The sequence below is a fragment of the Halostella limicola genome (genome assembly GCF_003675875.1).
GTDB classification, from domain to species: Archaea; Halobacteriota; Halobacteria; order Halobacteriales; family Natronoarchaeaceae; genus Halostella; species Halostella limicola.
This window is the reverse complement of record NZ_RCDI01000003.1, coordinates 344,175-370,210: the sequence shown is the minus strand read 5'-3', so window position 1 is coordinate 370,210 and position 26,036 is coordinate 344,175. Positions and strand designations below refer to the sequence as shown.

Here is a 26,036-nt window from a genome sequence, read left to right as displayed (position 1 = left end):
GTTCGAGAAAGGCGATCGGGCGGTTTCTACGCGTACTCCAGATCGTCAGTGAGGTGATCGACCGCGAACACCAGCGCCGCGCCGGCGACGAGACCGACGGCGACGAGCGTCGCGCTCGCGGACTCCGCGGCGAGTACCCGCTCGGCGGGCAGGCGAAGCCCGCCGACCATCAGGCTCACGAGGAAGGTCAGCGTCGCCGCCCGGTGGTTATCGAGCGCCCAGTCGACGACGTGCGCGAGCGTGAGCAGCCCCGCGAGCGCGCCGACCACGAACGTGACGACGGGCGGGGCGGCCCCGAGCACGTCCGCCGGCGTCCCGCCGCTTGCGAGGCCCACGATGGACCCGGTGAACCGGTTGAGCGCGCCGAGCATGTACTCGTACTGGCCGACCAGGATGAGCAGGAAGGAACCGGAGACGCCCGGCAGGATCATCGCGCAGACGGCGAGCGCGCCCGAGAAGAGGATCATCGGGAGCGCGTGGGAGACGCCCGCCGACGCCTGCCCCGTCACCGCGGCCGCGAACGCGACCCCGAAGACGGCGACGCCGAGTCGCCGCGGCGTGCTCACGTCGACCTGCTCGTAGAGGACCACCGCCGACGCGCCGATGAGGCCGAAGAAGAAGGCGTACGTCGGTGCGGGATACTGGTGGACGGCGCGCTCGAGCGCGTGCGCGAGGCTGACGAACGCGGTGATCATCCCGAGACCGAGCGTGAGCAGGAAGACCACGTCCATCCGCACGAGCTGGACTCGGACTCTCTCCCGCGCGTCGGCGTCGTGGGGGCGGACAACGTCGCGGAGTATCCGCGGGTCGATCGCCGTCAGCGCCGCGATGAGGCGCTCGTAGATCCCCGTTATCAGGGCGATGGTGCCGCCGGAGACGCCGGGGACGGTGTCGGCGCTCCCCATGAAGAACCCCTTCAGGTATATCGACGCCCACTCCCGGAGCGAGCCGACGGTACCCGAGACGGTGCTCTCGGCGTCGACGGAGCCGCGAACGCTCCGCTCGGAGTCCTCGGGGCCCCGGACCATCAGGCGATGAGCGTCCGGGCGCCGAGCGCCGCGTTCGTCCCGTCGTCCGAGGCGTTACCGTCGGTGTCGTTGCCGTCCGAGGTGTTACCGTCGCTGGTGTCGCCGTCCGTGGTGTTACTGTCGGTCGCGTTCCCGTCAGTGCCGTTCTCGGAGGCGTTCGGGACCATGTCCTCGCTGATCGACTCCATCTCGACCGTGACGGTGTCGCCCTCGTGGATGGCGGACTCGGGCACGTCGACGCGGCCGGTCTGGCCCGGCTGTTCGAGGTTCTGGAAGACCTGCCGGGCGCTGAGCGTCTGGACGTTCTGGTCGACGCTGCCGGTGAACACGGTGTAGTTAGTCGTCGCGCGGACGCTGGAGTTCGTGTACCCGTCGTCGGGGCCGAGCTGCTCCTCCGTGGCGTACGGCACGGTCACGTTGAAGTCGCCGTTCTCGTCCGTCTGAACGGTCTGGTAGTAGGTGAACTGGCGCTGGTCGTGAGTGCCGTTGAGGTGGACGAACGCCGTCACGTTGGTCGCGTTGTCGGCGTCGACGCTCCCCTCGATGGTGGCACCCTCGACGCGCTCGAAGGTCTTGACGCGCGACTCCTGCCGGACGTCGTAGTAGCCCAGGTCGGCGCGCTGGAGCAGGTTCGCGAGGCGGGTGGTGTACCGCCGGTTGATGATCCCCGTCGCCTGCGTCGTCGACTGGCCCCGCTGGGCGATGCTGAGGATGACCGAGTTGTCGCGGGTCTCGTGGACGAGGCGGTAGTGCGAGAGCCCCTGCGCGTCGTGGTAGTACAGTCGCGCGAGCATCGTGTTCTCGAACCGCTCGTTCATCGAGAGCACGTTGGCCTGCTGTTGGACGCCCTGGTTGGGGTAGGTGACGGTCTGCTCCTGTGTGCTGTAGTACTCGGAGCGGTCCGGGCCGGCCCATCGGGTGATCGGTCCGAACTTGTCACTCGCCATCTGGTCGTCGATCATCACGTAGCGGGTGTCCTCTCGCTGTTCGACCTCGTTCTGATTCTCGATTATCTGCCGGAGCTCGTCGTTGGAGAGGTTGCTGATGTGCTCGTCGCGCTCGTCGAGCGAGGGGAGCGCTTCGAGGACCAGTTCGGCGCGCTGTTCGGAGTTCGTCTGGAGGAACTCGGAGGCGGGCCGCGGGCCCTGCTGGAACGGGTTAGCGTTCGGGATACGCTCGCCCTCGACGGTGATCCAGTGCCCGTAGTCCCACCACGACATGACGCCGTAGGCGCCCTCGGGATAGTCGTAATCCTCGGTCTGCTCGAAGCCGTCGTTGTACTCCATCGGTTCGCCGTCCGGGTTCGCGTAGGTCCCCGGCGCGGGCGTGTTGTTCTGCATCCAGTCACCGCTCTGCGACCAGTAGACAGAGTCGCCGGGACCGGTGCTGTTCCCGGCGGCGACGGCCGTCGTCGGGGCCAGCGGCGGGGCCAGCGGGACGGTCACCAGCAGCAGGATGGCGAACAGCGTCAGCACCTGATAGCCCTCGACGTCCGAGAGGCGGTCGACGGTCGTCGGGAAGTCGATGAGGCGGATCGCCTGCCCGAACAGCCACGCGTTCAGCACGACGACGGAGATGGCGAGGTAGTAGTTGAAGCGCCGCTGGGTCAGCGCCATCAGCGTGAAGAAGACGGTGAGGACGACGAGGAACAGGTTCTCGGACCGGTAGCTGCGGCCGGAGAAGGCCACCTGTGAGGCCAGCCAGAACAGCGCGAACACCGCGGTGAGATACGTCAGGCCGTACTGGCCGGTCATGAAGTTACCGACGCTGTCGAGCGGCACGGACTGGACCTCGCCGACGGTTCGGGCGGTGTCGCTCTGGCCGAACGCGAGGACGCGAGTGACGTTTCGCTGGATGAGCGAGAAGGCGTCCGGGAGGACCACCGCGAACAGGCCGGTCCCGACGACCAGGATGCCGCCGATCGCGACCGGGTAGAGCAGGCGGTCGATCTCTCGGTCGTCCCACTCGCGGGCCAGCCACGCCATGAACGCCGTGCCCGCGGCGACCGCGAACACGATGAAGTACTGGATCAGCGAGATGGTCGTCGTCTCGAACCCGAGGGAGCCGGTCTTGAAGACCAGCAGCGGGAGGGTCGTCAGGAGGCTGACGACGCCGACGAACGCCGCGTGGTCCGGGCTCCGGCCGCGGACGTAGTCGAGAGTGAGCGCGACGGTGAAGAAGACGCCGAGGATGCCTACGAAGATGATCCCCGGCGGCCAGGTCCAGAGGTACAGCGCGATGGCGACGCCGGCCAGGACGCTGTAGAGACCGGGCTCGCGGAGCGCCGCCCAGTCGCGGTCCTCGACGAGTTCGTACACCGGCTTCTCGCGCTGGGCGACGCGGAGCGCCTTGACCACCGCGAGAATGGCGATAGAGACGAAGAAGGCCTCGGCGATGTGGTGGTCGCCGAACCCGACGGTCGAGCGGGAGAGGACGGTCCCCGGGAGCAGTGCGAGCACGAACACGCCGAAGACGCCGCCGATGCGCCCGGCGTAATGCTTGCCGAGATAGTAGATCGGAATCGCCATCAGCGTCCCGAAGACCGCCGGCGCGTACAGGAGAGTCAGTCGGACCGTCTCGGCGGAGGGGTCGCCGAGGCCGACCACCAGCGCGGCGGTCGCCACGATCTGGTCGAACAGCGACCCGAACTGACCGCCGGAACTGTTCCCGTAAGGGAAGTACGTCCACGGGTCGAAGCTCATCGTCCAGGGCCAGTTCGCGACCGTGTACTGAACCTCGCGGAGGTGGTAGTACGCGTCGTTACCTCTGAAAAGGACTTCGCCGGTTCGCGTGAAGTTATCGCGCGCCTGGATGCGGACCCAGAACATGAACGCGATAAGCACGGAGAGCACCGGCACGTGGTACCAGTCCTCCCAGATGTCGAGGACCGAGCTCTCGCTCGTGGACTCGTCCTCGACGGTTTCGGTCTCGCTACTCATTAGCTTGAGCAACTGCTAAGGCGCCTATAGGCCTTGTGATACGGACCAGAATTCCTGTACTTTATCTGGTACTGCAGCGGGGTCGGACGCGGTCGTCTCGGAGGGAAAACGACTACTGTCGCGGGGTCGAACCGAGTCGTAATGAGGGTTTCAGTCGTTCTGTGCACGTACTCCCTGGAGATGTACGACCACTTCCGGGAGGCCGCCGACGCCGTCCTCGACCAGACGCACGACGACGTGGAACTGGTCGTGGTCGTCGACGGCACCGAGGAGGTGTACGAGCGTGTGCGGGAGGACTACGGCGACCGCGACGGCGTCGTCCTCCACTGCAACGACGAGAACCTCGGGCTCCTGAAGTGCCGCAATCGGGGCGCCGAGATGGCCTCGGGCGACGTCGTCGCGTTCATCGACGACGACGCCGTGCCCGACGACGAGTGGGCCGCGGAACTCGTGGACACGTACGAGCGCCGCGACGCCGTCGCCGCTGGCGGGAAGATGACCCCCGCCTGGGTCGCCGGGAAGCCCGCCTTTCTCCCCGCGGAGTTCTACTGGCTGGTCGGCGTCACCCACCGCGGATTTGCTGACGGCGAAACCGAGGTGCGCAACACGTTCGGGTCGAACATCTCCTTCCGTCGCGACGCCTTCCTCGAACTCGACGGCTTTGACCCCGACATCGGTGGCCGGAAGGGCGACAAGAACCTGCAGGGCGGCGAAACGGAACTGTGCGCCCGACTGGAGCGCGAGTACGGCGAAGGCGTCTGGTACAACCCCGACGCAGAGGTCGCACACAAGGTGTTCGAATACCGCACCGACCCCGTCTGGCTCCTCGAACGGGCGTTCTGGCAGGGCTACTCGAAGCGCGCGATGGAGACGCTCGTGCCCGACTCGACCGGCGAGGAGAGCGAGTTCCTCGGCGACCTCTTGTTCCGGTTCGTCCCGGATCGGGCGAAGCGGACAGTGACGACGCGGTCGGGGACGGCGGTGCTCCAGTTGGTGATGCTCGGTGTCTTCACCGGCGTCGTCGGCCTCGGGTACCTCTACGGAGTGCTCAAATGGTGAGGAACGCACGCGGGGCGGAAGACGACCCGGGCGTCTGCGTCGTCACCCATCCACTCTCGGCTGCCGGAGAGAACGCAACCCGGACGCTTCTGGAGATCCTCGCCGCCGTGACGAGCGTCTCGCTGGTGACCGCCGATCTCCCGGCGGACTCGGTCATCCGCGACCGCCACGAAGTCGTCGAGATCACTCGCAAGGGCGCCGGCGACAACATCGCCGTCGCCGCCGGGCGGTTTCTGTTGAACCAGTTGCGGATGTGCCGCACGATCTCCTCCCGCGAGGAGGAGATCGTGCTCTTCTTCGGGGCCACATCCTACGTTCTGCCCGTTCTCGCCGCCAGGCTGCTCGGGAAGACCGTGGTCGTCGAACCGCGCGGCGACGTGCCGCTGACGCTCCGTCTCAACTGGGAGGAGTTGGTGCCGTCGCCAGTCGCCCGAACGCTCGCAGGGGGCGTTCGGGCGCTTGAGCGCTTGAACTACCGCCTCGCGGACGCCATCATCGCCTACACGCCGTCGATGGCCGAACAGTTCGACCTCGACGCGTATCGCCACAAGCTCTACCCGAACGGGGCCCGGTACGTCGACACGGACGCGTTCGACGTGACCGTCCCTTACGAGGAGCGCGATCGAACTGTCGGCTTCCTGGGTCGAATCGACGAGGAGAAAGGGGTTCGGGAACTCGCCGACGTCGCCCGCCGCCTTCCGGACGACGTGACGTTCCGGTTCATCGGCGACGGCGACCTCTCCGATTGGCTGGAGCGGGAGCTCGCGACGGAGATCGAGAGCGGGACCGTCGAACTTGCCGGATGGGTCGACCACGACGACGTGCCGTCGGAGCTGAACGACCTCCGCCTGCTCGTCATGCCGTCGCAACCGACGGAGGGGCTGCCGACGACGATCCTCGAGTCGCTCGCCTGCAGTACGCCCGTGTACGCGACGCCGGTGTCCGGCATCCCGGACGTCGTTCGGGATGGCGAGACCGGCGTCCTGATGACTGAGCAGTCGCCGCAGGAAATGGCGGCGGAGATAACCCAGGTATTAAACGAGGAGGACATCGCCGAGATGAGCGAGAACGGGCGGGAGCTGATAGAGGACGAGTACTCGTTCGAGGCCGCAGTCGAGCGGTACAAGGCGATCCTCGACGCTATCGCGCAGTGACATCTTCCGGGAGTAGCGCGACGGCCTTCTGTCGGACCCTATTCGAGAGCCCTACGAGAACGCCCGCGTATACGGCCCCGCCGACGAGGACGAGCGCGAGGGTTGTGTAGTGCGATCCCGGAAGCATTCCGGCCATCGCGTACACCGTACCCGCCATCACGAGACTCGCACTGAATTCGCGAGCGATCTCTCGGTATGGTATCTCCGGTCGACCGATGAGGGAGACGAGCGCAAGATAGCCGAGAGTCAGCGTTATCGTCGCAGAGAGTGCTGTCGCGGCGGCGGCGCCATACCACCCGAACTGCGAGATGAGGACGACGTTGAGGACGACGTTCGAGACGACGAAGACGAGGTTGATCCGAAAGGCGACATCGGGCCGGTCGATGGCATTGATAGCGCTGAGGAACTGCGTTCCGAACGCCGCGAGCGTGCGGGCGACGATGAGCACAAGTAGGATTGACGCACCGCGGGTGAACTCCGGCCGGTAGATCTTCAGGATTCGTGGGCCGATAACGGCGGCGCCGAATAGTCCGGGAATCGCGAATATCCCGGTGAACACCAGCCCCTCGTTGAGAAAGTGGTGAACGCGGTCGTAGTTTTCTTCGACGGAGAGTTCGCTCAGTTCCGGAAAGAGCGTCTTTTGGATCGAGTTGCTCACGAGCGCCAGCGTCGACGCGAGCGTCCACGTTACTTCATAGATGCCGATGAGGGCAGACGGTACGAAGAACGCGAGCACGATCGTGTCCATCCATCCGAACGCGCGGGTCTTGAGCGTACCGAGCCAGGAATACCGCGCGTACTTGAGCAGACTGCGTAGGTGCTCGCGAGCGGGCATCGAGGGCCGCACCTCGAATAGCACGACACCAAGGAGTGCCGCCACCGCGAGCGACGCGGCGTGGCCAACGAGGAGGCCGGTCAGGCCGTAACTGAGTAGGATGAGCGCCACCTGGAATCCCGTCCGACCGACGCGCTCGATGGCGCGGAGGACGCCGGTTTGGGCGACCTTCTTCTGACCGTTGAGAGCACCGACGACGGTTATCAGCGCGACGTTGCCGATGACGAGCGCGGCGACGAGATCACTGACTGACGCGCCGACGTAAGCATCCACCTGACCCGCGAAGATGACGATAGCGACCGCGACTACGGCCGCAATCGCGGCGTTCAGCACGAAGCCGGCCGTGAGATACGAGCCGCGGTCGATCCCCTCGCTGACGCGCTTGTTGATCGCGTTGCCGACGGCGCTCGCCGGCACGTTGAGCCAAAACAGGAGAGCGACGGCGATGGCGTACGTTCCGAGGCTCGAAGCACCGAGAAGGCGAGCGATCGCGAAGGTAGCAATAAATCCCGCGAGTGAAACCCCGACCTGCGACGCGAAGTGGATCAGCGTAGTTCTACCGAGGCGCATTATTCCATGTAGCCGAGATCCTGGAGTTGTTTCTGCATTTCGTCGGTGAGACGGGATTCTTCTCCGGTCGTTATCGGCTGACCGTCGGTAGCGAGCCACTCGGAGAGCTTGTTGTCGAAGTCGGCAGCCACGTCGGGGTACTGATCGGTAGTGTCGGTCGTCTCGTCGGGGAGTTCGAATAACTGCGAACTTCCGTTGCTCTTTTCATATCTGAACTCGCGAGTCCGTAGGCTCGTGAGCATGCCGGTGTGGTATCCGGACGTGTCGAAGTCGGGGTTGTGTTCCAGATAGGGATCGAAGTTCGCTTCTTGGCGTTGTGAGAGGACGTACTCGCGGGTTGTTTGTCGCATGTCGATCCCTTGCAGTCCGTCGGTTGACACCTCTGCGAACTCGGCGAGCGTCCGTACGAGATCAAGGTGTTGAATCAGTCCGTCGAACGGGTAGTCGACATCGGCGAGACCGTGTACCACGAGCGGTACGTGCGTCACCGCGTCGTTGATAGCGATGCGATGTGCGAGTAGACCGCGTTCACCGAACAACTCACCGTGGTCAGAGGTAATGACGACGACAGTGTTGTCGAGATCGAGTGACTGAACATGGTCGAACAGTTGACCGACCATCTCGTCGGTATAGGCGATTTCGGCGTCGTACATCGCTTCGATCGCACGCTGTTCCATCTCTGTGAGATCGTAGTCGTTCGCAACGATCTCATCCATCCGGTAGTGGACACGCATCGCGATATTAGCTGCCTCCTTGGCAGAGATCGCCAGGTCGTCAGTATACCTGCTGAGATACGGCAGAGGCGGATAGTATGGGCGATGTGGCTCGTTGTAGTGAAGGTAGAAGAAGAAGGGTTCTTCGCCTTCGAAGTCGGCGAGCCAGTTCTTCGTAACTTCGTTGAGCAAGTAGGGCGTCGCGTGTTTCGCCGTATCGGTCGTAACCCCGGCGGAGTGACGACGGATGTTTAGGAGGTACTTCGCTATCGTCATCGGATCTAGGACGTCGAGAAGCGTCGATGCGGCGAGCCATTCGAACCTGTCGAAACCCCTGTTGAGGCCGGTGCCGGAACTGACGTAGGAGTTACGGGAGAGACCGGCTGTCGCGTAACCGGCGTCCCGAAACCGTTCCGGAACCGTTTCGAGCACCTCGGGGATCGCCTCGTTGGAGATCTTTAACCCGTGGTGCGAGGGATACGTCCCGGTCAAAATCGAGGCGGCGGATAGCGCTGTCGCGTTTCCCGCAGCGAAGCAGTTCGAAAAGTACTCCCCACCCTCCGAATCGGCGATCCGCTGGAGGTTCGGCGTCGTGTCTCGATCGTACCCACCGACGGTGGTGTGGTCCGCGCGGACGCTATCGAGGGTTATCCAAAGGACGTTAGGGCGGGGCTGCATCATTGTCTACTGCACCGGGCCGTCATTTCCGTCTTTTCCTTCGGGATCATCCAGATCATAGGTAGCCCAGGTCGGAGAGTTGATCGCGCACGGCCTCCGCTTCGCCCGTCGTCGACGATGTCTCGCGGCGATAGGGGTCCCTGACCTCCGGAACGCCGGCATCGGTCCGAGATCGAGTAACCTCGTCGATGGCGGCCGCGACATCAAGGACGGTCTCCGTCTCCCGGGTCACGCCCTCGTCGTCGGCGCCGAAGAACGCGCTGTGGCTGTGGGTGCCGTCCTGAAGTCCGTGGTCGGACACGCAGAGCAACGTGTCCGCGTCGGTGAGATCGGATCGGACCTCTCGAGTCCACTTCGCCGCCTGTTCGTACGCCCGACGCTGCCATCCGTCTTCGTCGACAGTCGGAGCGAGATGGCCGACCGTGTCGAGGTAGCCGAGCCACACGAACACGAGGTCGTACTCCCGCTGGATCGCCGATCGAACCACGCCGAGTTTCCGCATCGCCTCGCTGACCAGCCGCTGCTCCAAGCGGTGGATCGGGACGGACGGCTCGTGACGTGTCCGCCCCTGCTCGTCGGTCGTGATGTTGAGGTACTCGCCGAGCTGCGCGCCGCGGTCGAAGTGCATATCCAACGCGTCGTCCGCGGTCGTTCGGTAGTTCGGAACGGCGAGCGACAGCGACTGACGCCCGTCGAACACCGTTTCGATCCCCCGGTCTCGGTAGTAGGCCGGCGTCTTGTAGTCGAGTTCGGCTCCGGCGTTTCGGATGGCCTTCCCTATCGAGGTCCGGATACGCTCTGGGACGACACCGTTGGTCAACCGCGCGGCGAGAGCGACAGTACGGCTGTTCCAGGCCGCACCTTCGTCCTCCGTCTTCGCGTAGATGCCGTGGTCTTCGGGCGGACGGCCGGTGATGATCGACGGCCATATCTCGTGGGTATGGGGTTTTCCGAGGAGGTCGTTGTCGAACGTTTCCAGTTCGCGAGTGTGTTCCCCGAACGCGCTGGCTACCTCCCACTCCGTGGCGAGTTCGTTGTCGATCCCGTCCCAACCGAGGACGACCGTCAGTCCGGAGTCGCTGCTCATTTGACGACCTCCAGCTTGAACTCGATCGGTCGCGACTTCCAGAACTGGAGGCGACGGACGCGCTGCGACCGACGGACGCGGAACTCGACGTCGAAGTACTCGAGGTCGCCGTATTCAGTCGTCGGATCCCAGTAGTCGAAGGTCCGCTCGTCGAAGAACCGCTTGTGAGTGGGGTCGATGTACGCGTTTCGATCCTTCCAGTGGGGAACTTTCCCCTCGACCACGGCGCCGTCCTCGGCGATTCGGTGGATCTTCTCCATCACGCTCGGCAAGTTTTCCATGTGTTCGAGCACCGAATACGTTAGAATCCGCTCGAAGCGATCGCTCTCGAACGGCAGTTCCTCCCGGTCGATGTCTGCGACCACGTCGACAGGGTCGTAGTCACGAATGTCGAGTCCGACCGCTTTCGGCTCCCGTTTGTTCTTCCCACAGCCGATATCGAGTATTTTTCGCGAATGGGCCTTAGACATAGTCTCCCTTGACGTAGCGAACGATACGCTCCTAATTATGACTGTTGACTCCCACCCTCTGCAGGAGAACGAAGTCGGAAACGAGTAAGCGGCCGGTCGTTCGCCCCCGTTACGGTCACTGGCCGATCGACGATAGCTCCCGAACGGCCCTGCCGACGACCCATCCCGCTGTCCGTCGGAGATGAGCGCCGGGATCACGACGAGTGAGGAGAGCGTACGGGACGTTGAGGGCGACGGTGTGGAACTGCGAGAGGTCGTACTTCCCGCCGAGGTACCCTTCGCACCACCCGATCGGATGACGGTCCTGGTTCGCGTGGTCGAACCGCGCTTGGTGGTTGAACACCCACAAGTAGCCACGGTCTTCCACGTACCGTCGCGTGTACTCGTCTTCGAGGACAGCGAGGTCGTCCGGATACGAGAGTCCGTCAACCGCCTCTCGGCGCACGAGCGTCGCGTGCGTTCCCCCGCGTCTCGACCGGCGCCGGACCCAGTCGGTGTTGCGCTCCGTTCGGGAGGACTTCCGGCCCTGTACCGCTCCGATCGTCGGTGCGGCCGTCGTCGTGAGCGTCCGAAGGTACGTCTCTCGGACTCGCGTGTCGTCGTCGAGAAACAGGAACCAGTCGCTCGTCACTCGATCGATAGCCATCTCACGCGCTTGGGGGAGGTTGCTGGACTCCGAGACGAAGTCGAGGTCCCAGTCGTACGTGTTGGTCCGTTCGCTCACGATCGCTTCGGTGTCGTCCTCGCTCTGGTTGTCGATGACGATTATTCGGACGATTCGACTGTCGCAGTTCCGTTCAGCGCACGCCAGCGAATCGAGCGTTCCCTTGAGAACGTCCCCCGAGTTGTACGTCGGTATTGCAACGTCGATCTCAGTGGGCACTGCCATTGATGGTATATTTCTGGGTCGACCGATAAACCTCTGGGAAAGACGGCAGCCGAAATTTGTAAGAGTCACGTTCGCGAGGACATACGTATGCAAGCCGTCATCCTCGCCGCGGGCAAGGGCACCCGGCTGCGCCCGCTCACCGACGACAAGCCGAAGGTCCTCGTCGAAGTCGACGGGAAGCCGCTGATCGAAGACGTCTTCGACAACCTCGTCGACATCGGCATCGACGAGTTCATCGTGGTCGTCGGCTACAAGAAAGAGCAGATCATCGAGCGGTACGACGACGAGTACCGCGGCGTGCCGATCACCTACGCCCACCAGCGCGAGCAGCTCGGCCTCGCGCACGCGCTCCTGCAGGCCGAACCTTACGTCGACGACGACTTCGTCCTCATGCTCGGCGACAACGTCTTCCGGGCGAACCTCGGCGACGTGGTCCGCCGCCAGCAGGAGGAACGCGCCGACGCGGCGTTTCTCGTCGAGGAGGTGCCGATGGAGGAAGCATCGCGGTACGGCGTCTGCGACACGAACGAGTACGGCGAGATAATCGAACTGATGGAGAAGCCGGACGACCCGCCGTCGAACCTCGTGATGACCGGTTTCTACTCGTTCACTCCCGCGATCTTCCACGCCTGTCACCTCGTCCAGCCCAGCGACCGCGGCGAGTACGAACTGCCCGACGCCGTGGACCTGCTGATCCAGTCCGGCCGCACCATCGACGCGATCCGGATGGACGGCTGGCGGATCGACGTGGGCTATCCCGACGACAAGGACGAGGCGGAACGGCGGATCAGCGAAGGCGAAACGCCGGAGCAGTAGGCCACGACCGATCGAACCGGAAATCACAAACCGGTCCCCGCCGAGGGTCCAGACATGAACGTTCTCGTGACAGGCGGTGCGGGTTTCATCGGCTCACACATCGCCGAGCGACTGCTGTCGGACGGTCACCGAGTAACGGTACTCGACAACCTCGATCCGTACTACGACGTCCGGATTAAGGAGCGCAACCTCGAGCGGTGTCGCGACACCGGCGGCGACCGGTTCCGGTTCGTCGAGGGATCGATCACGGACGAGGAACTGGTCCGTAGCATCGTGGCGGACGACGACGTTGAGTTCGTCTACCACGAGGCGGCGAAGGCGGGCGTCCGCACGAGCGTCGAGAACCCGCACGCGTACAACAAGAACAACGTCGGCGGCCTGCTGAACGTCCTCGAAGCGTCGGCCGACCACGGCGTCCGTCGAGTCGTGAACGCCTCCTCGTCGTCGGTGTACGGGAAAGACGACTACCTGCCGTACGACGAGGACCATGCGAACTATCCGCAGAGCCCCTACGCGATCACGAAGCTCGCCTCCGAACACTACTGTCGCGTCTGGGACAATCTCCACGACGTCGCGACGGTAAGCCTGCGCCACTTCACCGTTTACGGGCCCCGGATGCGGCCCAACATGGCGATCACGAACTTCACGTCGCGCTGTCTCAACGGGGAGCCACCGATCATCTACGGCGACGGTCAGCAGACGCGGGACTTCACGTACGTCGACGACATCGTCGACGCGAACCTCGCGCTGCTCGATACCGACGCGGCCGACGGCGAGGCGATAAACGTCGGGTCCAGCGGGAACATCACTATCCAGGAACTCGCGGAGCACATCGTCGCCGAGACGGGGGCCGACGTCGACATCGAGTACACGGAGCCGAACGAGGCCGACGCGCGACACACACACGCCGACGTGACGAAAGCCAGCGAACTCCTCGATTACGAACCGAGCGTGAGTATCCGGGACGGCGTCTCCCGCTTCGTCGACTGGTACGTCGAGAACCGCGAGTGGTACGAACCGCTGGTGATCGAGTCGTGAACGTCTCGATCGTCGGCAGCGGCTACGTCGGGACGACCGTGGCCGCCTGCCTCGCCGACCTCGGTCACGAGGTGGTGAACGTCGACATCGACGAGGAGGTCGTGGGGACGATCAACGACGGAGAAGCGCCGATCCACGAGGAAGGGCTGCAGGAGCGGATCGAGCGCAACGCCGGCGATCGACTGCGCGCGACGACCGACTACGGCGCGGTGGTCGACAGCGACCTCACGCTGCTGTGCCTGCCGACGCCCTCCCAGGAGGACGGCAGCATCGACCTCGCGGTGATGGAGGCCGGCGCGGAGGCGCTGGGCGACGCGCTGGGCGACAAAGCCGGGCGCCACGCCGTCGTCACCAAGAGCACAGTCGTGCCGGGGACGACTGACGAAGTGATCGGCCCCGCCGTCGAGCGGGCGTCCGGCAAGACCGTCGGGGAGGACCTCGGTCTCGGAATGAACCCCGAGTTCCTCCGGATGAGCACCGCGGTCGAGGACTTCCTCCATCCGGACAAGATCGTCGTCGGGTCCGAACAGGAGTGGGTTCGAGACCTGCTGCGGGACCTCTACGCCGACCTGCGCGAGCGGACGACGGTGGTCGACACCGGCCTGCGCGAGGCCGAGATGATCAAGTACGCCAACAACACGATGCTCGCGTCGAAGGTGTCGCTGGTGAACGAACTCGGCAACGTCTGCAAGGATCTCGACGTGGACGCCTACGAGGTGTTCGACGCCGTCGGCCTCGACGACCGCATCTCGGCGAAGTTCCTCCGGTCCGGCCTCGGCTGGGGTGGCTCCTGCTTCCCGAAAGACGTCGACGCCGTCCGCGCGCTCGCGCGGAAACAGGGGTACGAACCCGAACTGCTGAACGCCGTCGTCTCGGTCAACGACCTCCAGCCCCGACGGATGGTGGACCTGCTGGCGGGACACGTCGATCCCGAGGGCGCCCGCGTCGCGGTCCTCGGCGTCGCGTTCAAACCCGGCACCGACGACGTCCGCGGGTCCCGGGCGATGGACCTCATCGGCCACCTGCAAGAACGCGGCGCGGACGTCGTCGCGTACGACCCCGTCGCCACGGAGAACGCCCGCGAGAAGTACCCCGACGTGCGCTACGCCGCGTCCGCCGAGGCGGCGCTCGACGGGGCCGACGCCGCGATGGTCGCGACCGAGTGGCCGGAGTTCGCTGACCTCGACTTCTCGGGGATGGCCCGGAAGGTGCTGATCGACGGCCGCCGGATCGACGTGGATACGGACGCGCTCGACGCGTACGAGGGGCTGACCTGGTAGCGAGCGGGAAACGAGAAATCGAGAAACCGGCGGGGATCGCAGCAGTGAGGCGCGCTACTCGACGGTAACGCTCTTCGCAAGGTTCCGCGGCTTGTCGATGGAGCGGCCCTTCAGCTTCGCGACGTGGTAGGCGAACAGCTGCAGGTAGATGTTCGCCAGCAGCGGTTCGAGGCGGCCCAGGTCGGGAACCTCGAAGCTGGCGTCGAGGAACTTCTCCGCGGGGTCGTGCGAGGTGACGCCGATCACCGGCGCGCCGCGGGACTCGACCTCCTTCACGTTGTTGAGCGTCGCCTGCGGGTTCGCGCCCTCGGTGAGGACGGCGAGCACCGGCGTCTCGGGCGTCACCAGCGCGAGGGTGCCGTGTTTCAGTTCGCCGGCGGCGAACCCCTCGGCATGGGCGTAGGAGATTTCCTTCAGCTTGAGCGCCCCCTCCAGCGCGACCGGGCAGCCGAGCTTCCGGCCGATGAAGAAGAAGGCGTCGCCGTCGACGTACTCCTCGGCGACCGCCTTGATCTCGTCCTCGACGTCCAGTATCTGTTGGATCGCCCCCGGGAGGCCCCGGGCGTTCTCGAGCAGTTCGCTCGCCTCGTCGGCCGACAGCTTGCCCCGCTCGCGGCCGAGGTAGACGGACAGCAGCGAGAGCGTCGTCACCTGCGCCGCGAACGTCTTCGTCGCGGCGACGCCGATCTCCGGGCCGGCGCGGATGTAGACCACGTCGTCGGCCTCGCGGGCGGCCGTGCTCCCGACGGTGTTCGTGACCGCGAGCGTCCGCGCGCCGGCGCGGGCCGCCTCGCGCATCGCCGAGAGCGTGTCCGCCGTCTCGCCGCTCTGCGTGACGGCCATCACGAGCGTTCGCCACGGGTCGCGGCCCCCGTTGAACTCGTACTCGCTGGCGACGTGGACGGAGACGCGGACGTTCGCGAGCTCCTCGATCAGCTGCTGCGCGTAGAGGCCGGCGTGGTAGGACGTGCCGCAGGCGACGATCTGTATCTCCGTGACTGACTGGAGGTACTGCTCGGGCATGTCGAGGTCCAGGTCGACGTCGCCCTCGACCGCGTCGACGCGCCCGGACAGGGTCTGGCGGAGCGACCGGGGCTGCTCGTGGATCTCCTTGAGCATGTAGTGGTCGTAGCCGCCCTTCTCGGCGGCGTCGGCCTCCCAGTCGACGGTCTGGACCGCCCGGTCGACGACCCCCTCGGCGTCGTAGACGGTGACGCCGTCTGCGGTGACGGAGACGACGTCGCCGTCCTCCAGGTACGACACCTCGCGGGTGTGTTCGAGAAACGCCGTCACGTCGCTGGCGACGAAGTTGCCGTCCTCGCCGCGGCCGACGACCAGCGGGCTGTCCATCCGCGCGGCGACCATGCCGTCGTGGCCGGCGGCGGTCACCGCGAAGGCGTAACTCCCCTCCAGCCGTGGGAGGATGGCCTGCACCGCCCCGACGAGGTCGTCGCCGTCGTACGCCTCTTCGAGGAGGTGTGGGATGACCTCCGTGTCCGTCTCGCTGGTAAACTCGTGGTCGGAGAGCTCGTCCTTGAGGGCGTCGTAGTTCTCGATGATCCCGTTGTGGACGACGGCGATCCGGCCCGAGCAGTCGGTGTGCGGGTGCGCGTTCGCGTCGGTCGGCTTGCCGTGGGTCGACCAGCGGGTGTGGCCGATCCCGCAGGTCGCGTCCGACGATTCGGGGAGTTCGAGGTCGTCGATCTCGCCCTCCTGTTTGTACACCTCGATGCCGCCGTTGTTCAGCGCGATGCCCGCGGAGTCGTAGCCGCGGTACTCCAGGTTCTTCAGCCCCGTCGCGACAACCGAGAGCGGCGATTTCGTGCCGATGTAGCCGATGATTCCACACATGGTTATCCCCTCCGCACCTCCGCGTCCGTCGGGACGCGTCCCGAGACGGTCACCCCGTCCTGTACCGTCGCGCCGTCGCCGATGATGGTGCCGCCCACGAGGACGGACCCGCCGCCGACCGACGCGTTGTCGCCGACGACCGCGCCTAGATCGACCGACTCGCAGTAGGTGTCGTCGACGACCACGTCCGCCGGCCCGCCGGGCACCGTGGTGTTCGGCCCGACCGTCGCGTTCTCGGCGACGATGCAGTCACGCAGGACGGCGCCGTCGCCGATCGTCGCGTCGTCGAAGGCGACGACGTTCGACAGGACGGCGTTCGCGCCGACGGTGACGTTGTTCCCGAGCGCGGTCCCGCGGCGGATCGTCGCGTTCGCGCCGACGCGCGTGTCGGAGCCGATCCGGACGTCGTCGGCGACCCGCGCCCCCTCGTCGACGACGCCGTTCTGGATCGGGTCGTCGAGCTCGTCGAGTACCTGGGCGGTGACCGCAGTGACGTCCCAGAGGTAGGAGACGTCGACCCAGAGGCCGCGGTACCGCGCTGCCCGGACGGGTTCGTCGTCCAGATGGCGCTCGATGGCCGCGGTCAGCGCGAGCTCGCCCGCGGGATTGGGTTCGATCTCGCGGATGGCGTCGAACACGGACTGGTCGAAGGCGTACACGCCGGCGTTGACGATGTCCGACGGCGCGGCCGGCGCCCGCGGCTTCTCAGTGATCCCGGTGACGCGGTCGCCGTCGAGCGTGACGACGCCGTACTCCGTCGGGTCGTCGGCGCGGGTGACTGCCATCACCGTCTCGCTCGTCTCCGAGCGGGTCTCGACCAGTTGCTCGACCAGGTCCGCGGTGATGATCCGGTCGCCGTTGAGCACGAGGAACTCGTCGTCGACGTAGTCCTCGGCCTGCAGGACGGCGTGACCGGTGCCGAGCTGTTTCTCCTGGACCGCGTACTCGATGTCGACGCCCCAGCGGTGGCCGTCGCCGAAGTACGTCTGGATCCGCTCGCGCTTGTAGCCGACGACGAGGACGATCTCGTCGATCCCGGCGTCGGAGACGGAGTCGATGACGTACTCCAGCAGCGGCTGGTTCGCGATCGGCACCATCGGCTTGGGGCGGCGGTTCGTCAGCGGTTCGAGCCGCTGGCCCTCGCCGGCCGCCAGGATGACGGCCTTCATAGCGACTCACCCCTGTCTTCCATCACGCTCTCCCCGGGACGCGTCATGGCCCCGGCGCCGAGCTTCGTGCCGGCGTTGAGGCTGGTGTTGATGCCCGTCTTCACGCCGTCGGCGAGGACGACGCCGAGCTTCCGGCGGCCGGTGTCGACGCGCTCGCCTTTCACGTCCATCGCCACGTTCGCGTCGTCGTGACGGAGGTTCGCCACCGTGGTGCCGGCACCGAGGTTCGCGTCGCGGCCGATCACGGAGTCGCCGACGTACGAGAGGTGGCCCGCGGAGGCCCCCTCCATCATGATCGAGTTCTTCACCTCGACGGCGTTGCCGATCCGGACGTCCGGACCGATCACCGACGCGCCGCGCACGTAGGCGTTCGGGCCTACGTCCGCGCCGGACTGGATGACCGCCGGGCCCTCGACGTACGCGCCGTTGCGGACGCGCGCGCCCGCCTCGACCACGACGGACCCTTTCAGCGTCGCCCGCTCCTCGACCTCGCCCTCGATTCGGGGCTCCAGCCCCTCCAGTTCGGCCTCCGTGGCGTCTAACAGTTCCCACGGGCGACCGACGTCCAGCCAGCGGCCGTCGTGTTCGACGACGGCGACCGGGTGGTCGTCGTCGAGCAGCATCTCCAGCGACTCCGTTATCTCGTACTCGCCGCGCTGGCTCATCCCGGTGCGCTCGATGTAGTCGAAGATCACCGGATCGAACGCGTAGAGGCCGAGGTTGGCGAGGTTCGACGGCGGGTCGTCCGGCTTCTCGACGATGCTCGTCGCGCTCGGGCGGCCGTCGCCGGCGTCGTCCGTTCCGACCACGCCGTACGACGTGGGGTCGTCGACCCGCATCGTCGCGATGGCGGTCGTCCCCGTCTCGGCGAGCTGTTCGACGAGCTCGGGGTCGAAGACCACGTCGCCGTTCAGCGCGAGGAAGCGCTCGTCGACGTGCGCCTCGGCGCGCCCGATGGCGTGGGCCGTGCCCAGTTGCTCCTCCTGCTCGACGTAGTCGACGGGGAGCCCGCGAAACGACTCGCCGACGTGCTCGCGGATGGCGTCGGCGCGGTAGCCGACGACGAGCACGTAGCCGTCGACGACCCCCTCACAGGCGCTCATCACGCGTTCGAGCATCGGCGTCCCGGCGACCGGGAGCATCGGCTTGGGCCGCTCGGCGGTCAGCGGGCGCATCCGCGTCCCCTCGCCGGCGGCGACGACGACGGCCTTCATCGTACCATCTCCCTGACCGCGCGCTCGATGTCGTACTCCGGCTCGAAGCCGATCTCCTCGGCGGCCTCCGACGTGTCGACGGTGAAGTCGCTCACCTCCGTCTCGCTCTCGCGCGGGTTCTCGACCATCTCGATCGGCACTTCGTAGCCGCGCTCATCGGCGACGGTCTCCTGAACGACCTCCGCGATGTCGAGCACGCTCCGGTCGTCGCCGCTCGCCAGGGTGAACGTCGTCGCGCCGGGGTCGCTCCCGACGAGTTCGTCGAGCGAGAGCGCGTACGCGCGGGCGACGTCCTTCACGTGGATGAAGTCCCGCGCCTGCGTCCCGGGCTCGTGGACGGTCAGCGGCTCCTCGTTCAGCGCCTTGTCGACGAAGATGTTGATCACGGTGTTCTTGCCGATCGTCTGCCCGCCCAGCTCGTGGTGGCCGTAGAGGTTGGACTTGATGTACACGTGCGCGGGGAACTCACCCGCCGCGAGCTGGTGCACGTCGTCCTCCGAGAGCGCCTTGCTACGGCCGTAGAAGTTGAGCGGCTGTCGCGGGTGGTCGGCCGAGATAGGGAACTCGACGGGGTCGCCGACGGTCGCCATGCTACAGGGGAACACGAGCGGGACGCCCCACTCCCGACAGAGCCAGGCGGCGTTCTCCGTGCCGCCGACGTTCACGTCGAACGCGTGCTCGGGATCGTCCTCGCAGTCCGGCACGCCGCTTATCGCGGCCAGGTGCATCACGGCGTCGACGCCGGAGAGGGCCTCCCGGAGGGCGTCGCGGTCGCGGACGTCGACCGCCTCGACCGCGCGGCCGTCGATCTCCTCGACGGACCCCTCGGAGAAGTCGTCGACGGGGACCACCTCGTGGCCGTCGCCCTGGAGGATCTTGGCGACGCGGGAGCCGATGTAGCCGGCCGCTCCGGTCACGCCTACGGTGTACGTTTCTGTCATATCTTGTCCCTCAATGTGAGATCGGAAAGGCGTTCGGTCGCCGTCATTCTGTGATCTGCGAACGTGTCATCCATCGTGATCGAATCGTCGTTTCAGGTCGCGGATGCCGTCGTGGAGGCCGTACTCGGGTGCGAACTCGCGGTTCGCCATCCGGTCGAACGTCACGCTGTAGGACGGCCCGGGGTTCTCCTCTTCGAGGTAGTCCGTCTCGACGGGCGTGCCGACCACGTCGGAGACGGCCGCGGCGATCTCCTCGATGCGGTAGTTCCCCTCGCCGACGTTGTACACGCCCTCGGGCCAGTCGAGCGCGGCGGCGAACGCGCGGGCGGTGTCCTGGACGTGCAGGAACGGCCGCCAGTTCGACCCGTCGCCGTAGACGGTCAGGGGCTCGTCCATGACCGCCCGGAACACGAACGAGTTGACGACGAGGTTGAACCGGACGCCGGGGCTCCAGCCGTAGTTGGTCGCCAGCCGGAGCGCGACCGTCTCCACGTCCGCGTCGAAGCAGGCCTCCTCGGCGGCGAGTTTGGACTCGGCGTACGGGTTGCCCGGGTCCGTCGGGGACGACTCCGTCAGGTCCGTCTCGTAGGTCTCGCCGTACACGTTGCACGAGCTGGCGAGCACCACGCGCTCGACGCCCGCGTCCTCCGCGGCCGCGAGGACGGTCGCCGTCCCGCCGAGGTTGATGTCGAACGTCCGCTCCGGGATGTCGTGGGTCTGTGCCGCGCCGGTGACCGCCGCGAGGTGGATCACGGCGTCGACGCCGGCCATCGCCTCCCGGACCGGCTCCTCGTCGCGGACGTCGCCCCGGACGAACTCCACGGCCGGCGCGTCGATCAGGTTCCGCGGCGAGGACAGCGAGAAGTCGTCGAGGAGGGTGACCGCGTGGCCCTCCTCGCGGAGCACCGGGATCAGGGCGCTCCCGACGTAGCCCGCGCCCCCGGTGACCAGAACGTTAATCGAGCAACACCTCCGGCAGGAACCGGTCCTCGTGGGCGGTGATGCGGTCGCTGTGGCGGGTCAGCGTCGTCAGCACGTCCCGGATGCCCGCCTCGAGGGACTGCGGCTCGCCGACCAGGTCCTCGTACTTCTCGTTCTCCATCTCCATCTTGTGTTCCTCGTCCTCCTCGCGCGGGTTCTCGACGTGGGTGATCTCGACGTCGAGGTCGAACTCCTCGCCGACCTCCTGGATGGTCTCGGCGAGTTCGACGATGGCGACGGGGCGGGTGACCTGGTTGTACACCTCGACGCCAGCGTCGTCCCGGCCGCGCTCGACCAGCGTGGCGAGGCTCTCGACGGTGTCGCGGAGGCCGACCATCGGCTTGCGCTGCTCGCCCTTCCCGTAGACGGTCAGCGGGTAGCCCGCGACCGCCTGCGCGCAGAAGCGGTTGACGACGGTGCCGAAGTAGTAGTCGAAGTCGAACCGCGTCGGTAGCTCCGTCTCCTCGGTCTCCTCTGTCTCCGTACCGTAGACGATGGCGGTGCGGACGTCGCTGACGGGCTGGCCCCACTGCTTGGCGGCCAGCCGCGCGTTCGCGTTGTCGAAGGACTTGGTGACGTGGTACCAGGAGCCGCCCATCGCGGGGAACGGCACGTCGTCAGACTCGCCCTGGTTCTCCATCGTCGACCCGCCTTCAGGGATGGGGAACTGGGGCGCGCCGTAGACGCCGGTCGTCGTCGTCTCGATGAAGTGCGCGTCCTCCAGACCGGCCTCCTTCAGGCCGTGGAGCAGGTTGACGTTCATCGACACGTTGTTGCGCTGGGTGTACAGCGCGCGCTCCCCGTTGATCTGGGAGTAGGGGGCGCTCGGCTGGGCCGCCGCGTGGACGACCGTGTGGGGTTCGTGGACGTCGAGCAGTCGCGTCACCTCGTCGCGGTCGGCGAGGTTCGCGTAGACGAAGCTCAGGTTCGGCTCCGCGTCGAAGCGCCGCTCGGGGTCGTGGACGGGGACGGCGGAGACGCTCCCCGCGTCCTCCACCCAGTCGCGCCGCGCGAGGTTGTCCACGCCGACGACCCGCTCATCGAGTCGTCGCGCCAGTCTGAGAGCGGTCGGCCAGCCGACGTAGCCGTCGGCACCGGTGACGAGTACCGTCATAGTTACTCAGAAGGTGAGTAACTACCGGCATAAGCCTTTCGTCGCCGCGCTGATAGGCCGGGAAGACGGCGGTAGTCGACGCTACGGGATGAGGTGGCCGTCGGAACGCGTTCGACCCGGAAATAGCGGCTCAGCGCGCGTCGCCCGACCCGGTCCCGCTCACCGCGGGTACTCGTCCGCGCTCTCGTACTCCCAGACGAGGTCGAAGTAGCGCTTCATGCCGGCGACGAACGAGCCGTTCTCCGTGATGGCGGCCTGTCGCTTGTGGTTCGGCACGTCGCGCTCTTCGACGAGGAAGATGGCCTTGCCGGAGTCGTACTCCATGCTCGGGTCGACAAACGTCCCGCGCCAGGGGAGCCGCTCCTCCGAGAAGCGGACGCCGACCGACGGGTACTCGTCGATCAGGCGGTCGACGATCGCCGCCTGCTTCTCCCGTTTCTCCTCCGGGAGGTGTCGCGGGTGGAGGAAGAGCACGTCCACGTCGACCCGGTCGACGGCGTCGCTGAACGCCGGTTCGACCCCGTCGAAGTACTCGAAGCTGTTCGTGATGACGTGGACGTGCTCCTCGGCGGAGGCGTACAGCTGGCGGGTCTCGGACTCGCTCGGCTCGCCGACGTCGACGACGTAGAACAGCTCCGCCGTCGGCGAGAGGTCCTCCCCGGCCTGCTCGTAGCGCGGCTGGAACTCCGAGAGGAACTCCTCGCGCATGTCCTCGATCTCCTTTCGGAACTGCTCGTACTCCTGTCGCCGGTTCTCCTTGACTCGCTCCAGGATCGCCGCGGGCGACTTCGGCTGGTACTCCTTCGGCCGGCCCGGGTACACCTTGATGTAACCGAGGTCGGCGAGCGAGTCCAGCACGCCGTAGATCCGCGCCTTGGGGATCCCCGTCGCCTCCGAGATGTCCGGCGCCGTCGTCCGGCCGGCCGACAGCAGGTGGGTCAGTGCCGTCGCCTCGTACTCCTTCAGGTCGAGCCGTTCGAGGAGCTCTGACGGGTCGCGCGCGCTCATTGCTGGCGGGTTTCGGCCCCGATACCGTAAAACACGCGCCTCCACCCAAAGCCTTATTTCGAGCGGGTCCGATCGGTTACTCACGAACTGAGTAACTATGTCCGACGGTACACCCGAAGACGAATCGGAAGCGTGCAGGGTCGACGACCACGTCAGCGACGTCGCTGACGGTTGCGGGTGTACCGAGATTTGGGAGCATCTGAGCGAGCAGCGGGAGCAAGCCGACGACTGAGCGGTCGAGGGGTTCATCCCGAGACCGCGGTCGGCGGCTTGTAGTGGTCGACGACTGATCGGCCCAGACGATCATGTCGGCAATACGGCTATCGACTTTGCGGGGAAGACGTCTTCATGGAGCGCCGAATTTCACGTATCAGTTCTATCTCACTGGAACCACACACGTTATAAGATGTCAGCGTAATGTAACGGTAACCGTCCGGCCGGGCCCGGCGCCCGGCGCGGGGCGTCACCGAACACATGCAACTGAAACGACTCTTCACGGACGACGGTGCCGTCTCTTCGGTGCTGGCCGTCGTTCTCATGATCGCCGTCGCGATCGTCCTCGGATCGCTCGTCGGACTGTTCGTCTTCGACATCGCCGACAAGTTGCGAGCGTCGCCGCAGATGACGTTCGACTTCTCGCAGAACGAATCGGGCGGAACGCACGTCGAAATACTCTACGAGAGCGGCGACAACGTCGAGGAAGACCAGGTGAACGTGACGGTGAACGGGTACGACGCGGTCGACGACGCGGGCGCTCCCGTCTGGGACGGGGGCGGCGAAGTCGGGGCGGGAGACAGCGTCGTCGTGCACGGGTACGACGACGGAAGCGTCCAGAACCTGCAGTCGGACGACGAGATCCGTATCACGTGGACATCGAACGACGGCGACTCGTCCGCGACGGTCGGCGAGTACACCGTGGACTGACGCCGTCGCGGTCATCTGCGACGGCACAGTCCGGGCGAGCGGAGCGTTCGCGGCGGCCGTGAAAGCAAACCTTTTGCGCCTCTGCCGTGGAGTTCACGGCAATGGCGGACTACCGGGACGTCTGCGTCCTGATCCCGACGCTGAACGAGGCGGCGACCATCGGTGAGGTGATCGACGGGTTCCGCGAGCAGGGGCTCGACGACATTCTCGTCGTCGACGGCAACTCAACCGACGGCACGCGCGAGATCGCCGAGGAGCGCGGCGCTCGCGTCGTCGTCCAGTCGGGGTCCGGGAAGGGACAGGCGATCCAGGAGGCGATGGGCTACGTCGACAGCGAGTACGTGCTGATGCTCGACGGGGACGGCACGTACCGCCCGGAAGACGCGCCGACGATGCTCGAACCGCTGCTCTCGGGCGAGGCCGAACACGTCATCGGCAACCGGTTCGCCGACATGGAGGAGGGGGCGATGACCCGCCTCAACCAGTTCGGCAACGGGATCATCGACCGCGCGTTCCACTACATCCACGGCGAGGAGCGCTACGACATCCTGAGCGGCTACCGTGCGTTCACCCGCGACTCGGTGAGCCGACTCCGGCTGGAGTCGGAAGGGTTCGGCATCGAGACGGAACTCGCCGTCGAGTGCGTGAAAAACGGTATCGAGATGACTGAGGTGCCGATCACCTATCTGGCCCGGCCGGAGTCGTCCGAGACGAACCTCCACCCACTCTGGGACGGCGGGACGATCATCCTGACGCTGTACCGCCTCGCGAAGACGAACAACCCGCTGTTTTACTTCGGCAGCGTCGGGGCGACCGGCCTCCTCGTCGGCGGCGTCCTCGCCGCCTACGTCGGCGTCGAGTGGTTCACGCGGAGCGTGAGCCACGAGGTGATCGCCGTCGTCTCCGCGTTCTTCCTGCTGTTCGGCGTCCAGTTGCTCATCTTCGGCGTCCTCTCGGACATGATCGTGTCGCTGCACCGCGAGCAGATGCACCGCATGGAGCGCATCGAAGCGGAGCGGCGAGAACGCGTCGAGGCCGGCCGTCGAGAGACGGCGGAGGCGGAAGCCGACGGCTCCGGCGACTGACTCAGCGCGACAGCAGCGCCTTCACGCGGTCGATCAGCCCCATCGGCGACGAGCGGCGCTCCTCGAACACCGGGTGCAAGGCGTCGAGGAGGTCGCTCTCGGAGTCGAACTCCCGCCGACCGGTCCGCTCGATCGCGTCGTCGAACTGCATCGTCCTGCCGCGACCGTCGTACGGCACGCCGCCGTCGAGTTCCTCGACCAGATCCGCCCGAGTCGCCGGGAACGAGACGTCCGCCTCGTCGAGTCGGGCGTCCACAGCTGCGATACCGAACTCGATCGCCTCCGGGTCGTCCCCGCCGTCCGCCGGGGGCCGTACTCCCATACCCGCCGGTACGGGCAGGTGGTCCAAAAAACCTGTTCAGACGGCGATCGCCTCTCCCCGGCGGGGATCGTCACCGGTGACCGTGTCGCAAAGTCTTTCGGCCGGCCGTCCCCCAACACGGGTATGACCGAGTACACGACGGTCTCGATCCCGAAGGACCTCGCCGACCGCGTCGACGAGACGATCGAGGGGACGAGCTTCCAGAGCACGAGCGACCTCGTTCGCTTTCTCCTCCGGAGCATCGTCATCCAGCACCAGCAGGAAGGCGAGCTCACGGAGGCGGAGTTCGAGAACATCACCGCCCAGCTCAGGGACCTGGGCTATCTGGAGTGAGGAAGCGCCGCCGCGACCGGTGACCGGCGAACGCTCGCCCGCGGGAATGATCGCCCGTCCGCGGTGAATGACCGCCCGCAGTGAACGAACCCTCGCCTGCGGTCAGGCGAGCGACTCCTGCGGCGGTTCGGCGTCGATCACCGTCAGGTCACGGCGGCGGCCCCGGCGGTCGAACGCCGCGAGGTTCGACTCCTCCCACGGCGGCACGGCCACGAACACCGCCTCGTGGAGGTCGTCGGTCCGGGAGACTTCGAGGTTCCCCTGCGGGTGAGAGACGAACCGCCCCTGCGTCTGGCGCGACGGCGTCGAGAGGTCGACGCCGAAGACGGCGGTGACCGACTCCCCGCTGTCGGGGAGGTAGAAGTCCGTGAACACGGGCGCGTCCGCCGGGAGGTCCTCCGCGCCGTCGAGTTCGCCCGCCGGCGTGACCGCGATCCCGGCGGTGAGCGACGACGGTTCGGCGTCCACGGCCAGTTCCAGGAGGACCGTCACGAGTCCGCGCGTAGCGTATACCACGATCAGAGTTGGACGGGCGACG

25 protein-coding genes are annotated in these 26,036 nt (G+C 66.3%); 9 read left to right on the top strand and 16 right to left on the bottom strand.

The annotated features are described in order from the left end of the window. Nucleotides 1-26 precede the first annotated feature (26 nt). Both D8670_RS15120 and D8670_RS15115 read right to left on the bottom strand, forming a co-directional pair. Entirely contained in the window at nucleotides 27-1,028 is a 1,002-nt protein-coding gene (locus D8670_RS15120) for a DUF368 domain-containing protein (protein WP_121818958.1), read from the bottom strand. Beyond that, nucleotides 1,028-3,967, bottom strand: coding sequence for an oligosaccharyl transferase, archaeosortase A system-associated (locus D8670_RS15115; RefSeq protein WP_121818957.1), 2,940 nt, complete (start codon nucleotides 3,965-3,967; stop codon nucleotides 1,028-1,030). Before D8670_RS15115 ends, D8670_RS15120 begins: the two co-directional genes overlap by 1 nt. A gap of 141 nt (nucleotides 3,968-4,108) precedes the next feature. Here D8670_RS15115 and aglG point away from each other — a divergent pair, with 141 nt between their 5' ends. Next, nucleotides 4,109-5,026, top strand: coding sequence for a glucosyl-dolichyl phosphate glucuronosyltransferase (gene aglG, locus D8670_RS15110; RefSeq protein ID WP_121818956.1), 918 nt, complete (start codon nucleotides 4,109-4,111; stop codon nucleotides 5,024-5,026). Then, a complete protein-coding gene (locus D8670_RS15105) occupies nucleotides 5,020-6,180 on the top strand; it encodes a glycosyltransferase family 4 protein (RefSeq protein WP_121818955.1) in 1,161 nt (386 codons plus the stop codon). Before aglG ends, D8670_RS15105 begins: the two co-directional genes overlap by 7 nt. On the opposite strand, the gene D8670_RS15100 is transcribed toward D8670_RS15105, so the two are convergent. From D8670_RS15100 to D8670_RS15080, 5 genes are all read right to left on the bottom strand, one after another. Then, a complete protein-coding gene (locus D8670_RS15100) occupies nucleotides 6,167-7,585 on the bottom strand; it encodes a lipopolysaccharide biosynthesis protein (RefSeq protein WP_121818954.1) in 1,419 nt (472 codons plus the stop codon). The genes D8670_RS15105 and D8670_RS15100 overlap by 14 nt on opposite strands. Then, a complete protein-coding gene (locus tag D8670_RS15095) occupies nucleotides 7,585-8,979 on the bottom strand; it encodes a sulfatase (RefSeq protein ID WP_233752247.1) in 1,395 nt (464 codons plus the stop codon). Before D8670_RS15095 ends, D8670_RS15100 begins: the two co-directional genes overlap by 1 nt. A 52-nt stretch (nucleotides 8,980-9,031) precedes the next feature. After that, on the bottom strand, nucleotides 9,032-10,063 hold the full coding sequence (locus tag D8670_RS15090; protein ID WP_121818952.1) for an alkaline phosphatase family protein: 1,032 nt from the start codon (nucleotides 10,061-10,063) through the stop codon (nucleotides 9,032-9,034). Further along, on the bottom strand, nucleotides 10,060-10,533 hold the full coding sequence (locus D8670_RS15085) for a methyltransferase domain-containing protein (RefSeq protein ID WP_121819294.1): 474 nt from the start codon (nucleotides 10,531-10,533) through the stop codon (nucleotides 10,060-10,062). Before D8670_RS15085 ends, D8670_RS15090 begins: the two co-directional genes overlap by 4 nt. A 115-nt stretch (nucleotides 10,534-10,648) precedes the next feature. Continuing rightward, nucleotides 10,649-11,422, bottom strand: a complete 774-nt coding sequence (locus D8670_RS15080) for a glycosyltransferase family A protein (RefSeq protein WP_205254098.1) — start codon at nucleotides 11,420-11,422, stop codon at nucleotides 10,649-10,651. An 87-nt stretch (nucleotides 11,423-11,509) separates the two neighbouring features. Between D8670_RS15080 and aglF the strand changes: the two genes are divergently transcribed. Genes aglF through aglM form a run of 3 tightly spaced genes read left to right on the top strand, consistent with a single transcriptional unit; the run spans nucleotide 11,510 to nucleotide 14,556 of the window. Next, nucleotides 11,510-12,238: a UTP--glucose-1-phosphate uridylyltransferase AglF gene (gene aglF, locus D8670_RS15075; protein ID WP_121818951.1), complete on the top strand. Its 729-nt coding sequence runs from the start codon at nucleotides 11,510-11,512 to the stop codon at nucleotides 12,236-12,238. A 54-nt stretch (nucleotides 12,239-12,292) separates the two neighbouring features. Next, nucleotides 12,293-13,276, top strand: a complete 984-nt coding sequence (locus D8670_RS15070) for an SDR family oxidoreductase (protein ID WP_121818950.1) — start codon at nucleotides 12,293-12,295, stop codon at nucleotides 13,274-13,276. Continuing rightward, the gene (aglM, locus tag D8670_RS15065; protein WP_121818949.1) at nucleotides 13,273-14,556 is read left to right on the top strand and encodes a UDP-glucose 6-dehydrogenase AglM; all 1,284 of its coding nucleotides are present in this window, start codon (nucleotides 13,273-13,275) and stop codon (nucleotides 14,554-14,556) included. Before D8670_RS15070 ends, aglM begins: the two co-directional genes overlap by 4 nt. Before the next feature lie 54 nt (nucleotides 14,557-14,610). On the opposite strand, the gene glmS is transcribed toward aglM, so the two are convergent. The 7 genes from glmS to D8670_RS15030 form a co-directional block, all read right to left on the bottom strand. Next, the gene (gene glmS, locus D8670_RS15060; protein WP_121818948.1) at nucleotides 14,611-16,407 is read right to left on the bottom strand and encodes a glutamine--fructose-6-phosphate transaminase (isomerizing); all 1,797 of its coding nucleotides are present in this window, start codon (nucleotides 16,405-16,407) and stop codon (nucleotides 14,611-14,613) included. Nucleotides 16,408-16,409: 2 nt separating this feature from the next. Next, on the bottom strand, nucleotides 16,410-17,576 hold the full coding sequence (gene glmU, locus D8670_RS15055) for a bifunctional sugar-1-phosphate nucleotidylyltransferase/acetyltransferase (protein ID WP_121818947.1): 1,167 nt from the start codon (nucleotides 17,574-17,576) through the stop codon (nucleotides 16,410-16,412). Next, a complete protein-coding gene (glmU, locus tag D8670_RS15050; protein WP_121818946.1) occupies nucleotides 17,573-18,790 on the bottom strand; it encodes a bifunctional sugar-1-phosphate nucleotidylyltransferase/acetyltransferase in 1,218 nt (405 codons plus the stop codon). Before glmU (D8670_RS15050) ends, glmU (D8670_RS15055) begins: the two co-directional genes overlap by 4 nt. Then, nucleotides 18,787-19,731: an NAD-dependent epimerase/dehydratase family protein gene (locus tag D8670_RS15045; RefSeq protein ID WP_121818945.1), complete on the bottom strand. Its 945-nt coding sequence runs from the start codon at nucleotides 19,729-19,731 to the stop codon at nucleotides 18,787-18,789. Before D8670_RS15045 ends, glmU (D8670_RS15050) begins: the two co-directional genes overlap by 4 nt. Before the next feature lie 66 nt (nucleotides 19,732-19,797). Then, nucleotides 19,798-20,691 (bottom strand): NAD-dependent epimerase/dehydratase family protein, encoded by an 894-nt coding sequence (locus D8670_RS15040; protein ID WP_121818944.1) that lies wholly within the window; start codon nucleotides 20,689-20,691, stop codon nucleotides 19,798-19,800. Further along, a complete protein-coding gene (locus tag D8670_RS15035) occupies nucleotides 20,687-21,826 on the bottom strand; it encodes an NAD-dependent epimerase/dehydratase family protein (protein WP_121818943.1) in 1,140 nt (379 codons plus the stop codon). The genes D8670_RS15040 and D8670_RS15035 overlap by 5 nt, the downstream gene beginning before the upstream one ends. 159 nt (nucleotides 21,827-21,985) lie before the next feature. After that, entirely contained in the window at nucleotides 21,986-22,834 is an 849-nt protein-coding gene (locus D8670_RS15030) for a TrmB family transcriptional regulator (RefSeq protein WP_121818942.1), read from the bottom strand. Between the two features lie 97 nt (nucleotides 22,835-22,931). Here D8670_RS15030 and D8670_RS21665 point away from each other — a divergent pair, with 97 nt between their 5' ends. The 3 genes from D8670_RS21665 (at nucleotide 22,932) to aglJ (ending at nucleotide 24,843) form a co-directional block, all read left to right on the top strand. Continuing rightward, complete coding sequence (locus D8670_RS21665; RefSeq protein WP_255459048.1) at nucleotides 22,932-23,066, top strand: hypothetical protein; 135 nt, start codon at nucleotides 22,932-22,934, stop codon at nucleotides 23,064-23,066. Nucleotides 23,067-23,308: 242 nt separating this feature from the next. Then, the gene (locus D8670_RS15025; RefSeq protein ID WP_121818941.1) at nucleotides 23,309-23,758 is read left to right on the top strand and encodes a type IV pilin domain-containing protein; all 450 of its coding nucleotides are present in this window, start codon (nucleotides 23,309-23,311) and stop codon (nucleotides 23,756-23,758) included. A gap of 101 nt (nucleotides 23,759-23,859) precedes the next feature. After that, complete coding sequence (gene aglJ / locus D8670_RS15020; RefSeq protein WP_121818940.1) at nucleotides 23,860-24,843, top strand: S-layer glycoprotein N-glycosyltransferase AglJ; 984 nt, start codon at nucleotides 23,860-23,862, stop codon at nucleotides 24,841-24,843. Nucleotide 24,844: 1 nt separating this feature from the next. Here the strand turns inward: aglJ and D8670_RS15015 are convergent, their stop codons facing one another. Next, nucleotides 24,845-25,165 carry a hypothetical protein gene (locus D8670_RS15015; protein WP_121818939.1) on the bottom strand — a complete coding sequence of 107 codons (321 nt, stop codon included), beginning with the start codon at nucleotides 25,163-25,165 and terminating at the stop codon, nucleotides 24,845-24,847. 123 nt (nucleotides 25,166-25,288) lie between these two features. On the opposite strand from D8670_RS15015, the gene D8670_RS15010 reads away from it, so the two are divergent. Beyond that, nucleotides 25,289-25,498 carry a ribbon-helix-helix domain-containing protein gene (locus D8670_RS15010; protein ID WP_121818938.1) on the top strand — a complete coding sequence of 70 codons (210 nt, stop codon included), beginning with the start codon at nucleotides 25,289-25,291 and terminating at the stop codon, nucleotides 25,496-25,498. Nucleotides 25,499-25,600: 102 nt separating this feature from the next. Here D8670_RS15010 and D8670_RS15005 read toward each other — a convergent pair whose 3' ends face one another. After that, complete coding sequence (locus D8670_RS15005; protein WP_121818937.1) at nucleotides 25,601-26,014, bottom strand: JAB/MPN domain protein-containing protein; 414 nt, start codon at nucleotides 26,012-26,014, stop codon at nucleotides 25,601-25,603. Nucleotides 26,015-26,036 lie beyond the last annotated feature (22 nt).

Bases quoted from the DNA above. Each gene is read 5' to 3' on its own strand.
- D8670_RS15120 (WP_121818958.1), bottom strand. From the start codon at position 1,028: ATGGTCCGGGGCCCCGAGGACTCCGAGCGGAGCGTTCGCGGCTCCGTC.
- D8670_RS15115 (WP_121818957.1), bottom strand. From the start codon at position 3,967: ATGAGTAGCGAGACCGAAACCGTCGAGGACGAGTCCACGAGCGAGAGC.
- aglG (WP_121818956.1), top strand. From the start codon at position 4,109: ATGAGGGTTTCAGTCGTTCTGTGCACGTACTCCCTGGAGATGTACGAC.
- D8670_RS15105 (WP_121818955.1), top strand. From the start codon at position 5,020: ATGGTGAGGAACGCACGCGGGGCGGAAGACGACCCGGGCGTCTGCGTC.
- D8670_RS15100 (WP_121818954.1), bottom strand. From the start codon at position 7,585: ATGCGCCTCGGTAGAACTACGCTGATCCACTTCGCGTCGCAGGTCGGG.
- D8670_RS15095 (WP_233752247.1), bottom strand. From the start codon at position 8,979: ATGATGCAGCCCCGCCCTAACGTCCTTTGGATAACCCTCGATAGCGTC.
- D8670_RS15090 (WP_121818952.1), bottom strand. From the start codon at position 10,063: ATGAGCAGCGACTCCGGACTGACGGTCGTCCTCGGTTGGGACGGGATC.
- D8670_RS15085 (WP_121819294.1), bottom strand. From the start codon at position 10,533: ATGTCTAAGGCCCATTCGCGAAAAATACTCGATATCGGCTGTGGGAAG.
- D8670_RS15080 (WP_205254098.1), bottom strand. From the start codon at position 11,422: ATGGCAGTGCCCACTGAGATCGACGTTGCAATACCGACGTACAACTCG.
- aglF (WP_121818951.1), top strand. From the start codon at position 11,510: ATGCAAGCCGTCATCCTCGCCGCGGGCAAGGGCACCCGGCTGCGCCCG.
- D8670_RS15070 (WP_121818950.1), top strand. From the start codon at position 12,293: ATGAACGTTCTCGTGACAGGCGGTGCGGGTTTCATCGGCTCACACATC.
- glmS (WP_121818948.1), bottom strand. From the start codon at position 16,407: ATGTGTGGAATCATCGGCTACATCGGCACGAAATCGCCGCTCTCGGTT.
- glmU (WP_121818947.1), bottom strand. From the start codon at position 17,576: ATGAAGGCCGTCATCCTGGCGGCCGGCGAGGGCCAGCGGCTCGAACCG.
- glmU (WP_121818946.1), bottom strand. From the start codon at position 18,790: ATGAAGGCCGTCGTCGTCGCCGCCGGCGAGGGGACGCGGATGCGCCCG.
- D8670_RS15045 (WP_121818945.1), bottom strand. From the start codon at position 19,731: ATGACAGAAACGTACACCGTAGGCGTGACCGGAGCGGCCGGCTACATC.
- D8670_RS15035 (WP_121818943.1), bottom strand. From the start codon at position 21,826: ATGACGGTACTCGTCACCGGTGCCGACGGCTACGTCGGCTGGCCGACC.
- D8670_RS15030 (WP_121818942.1), bottom strand. From the start codon at position 22,834: ATGAGCGCGCGCGACCCGTCAGAGCTCCTCGAACGGCTCGACCTGAAG.
- D8670_RS21665 (WP_255459048.1), top strand. From the start codon at position 22,932: ATGTCCGACGGTACACCCGAAGACGAATCGGAAGCGTGCAGGGTCGAC.
- D8670_RS15025 (WP_121818941.1), top strand. From the start codon at position 23,309: ATGCAACTGAAACGACTCTTCACGGACGACGGTGCCGTCTCTTCGGTG.
- aglJ (WP_121818940.1), top strand. From the start codon at position 23,860: ATGGCGGACTACCGGGACGTCTGCGTCCTGATCCCGACGCTGAACGAG.
- D8670_RS15015 (WP_121818939.1), bottom strand. From the start codon at position 25,165: ATGGGAGTACGGCCCCCGGCGGACGGCGGGGACGACCCGGAGGCGATC.
- D8670_RS15010 (WP_121818938.1), top strand. From the start codon at position 25,289: ATGACCGAGTACACGACGGTCTCGATCCCGAAGGACCTCGCCGACCGC.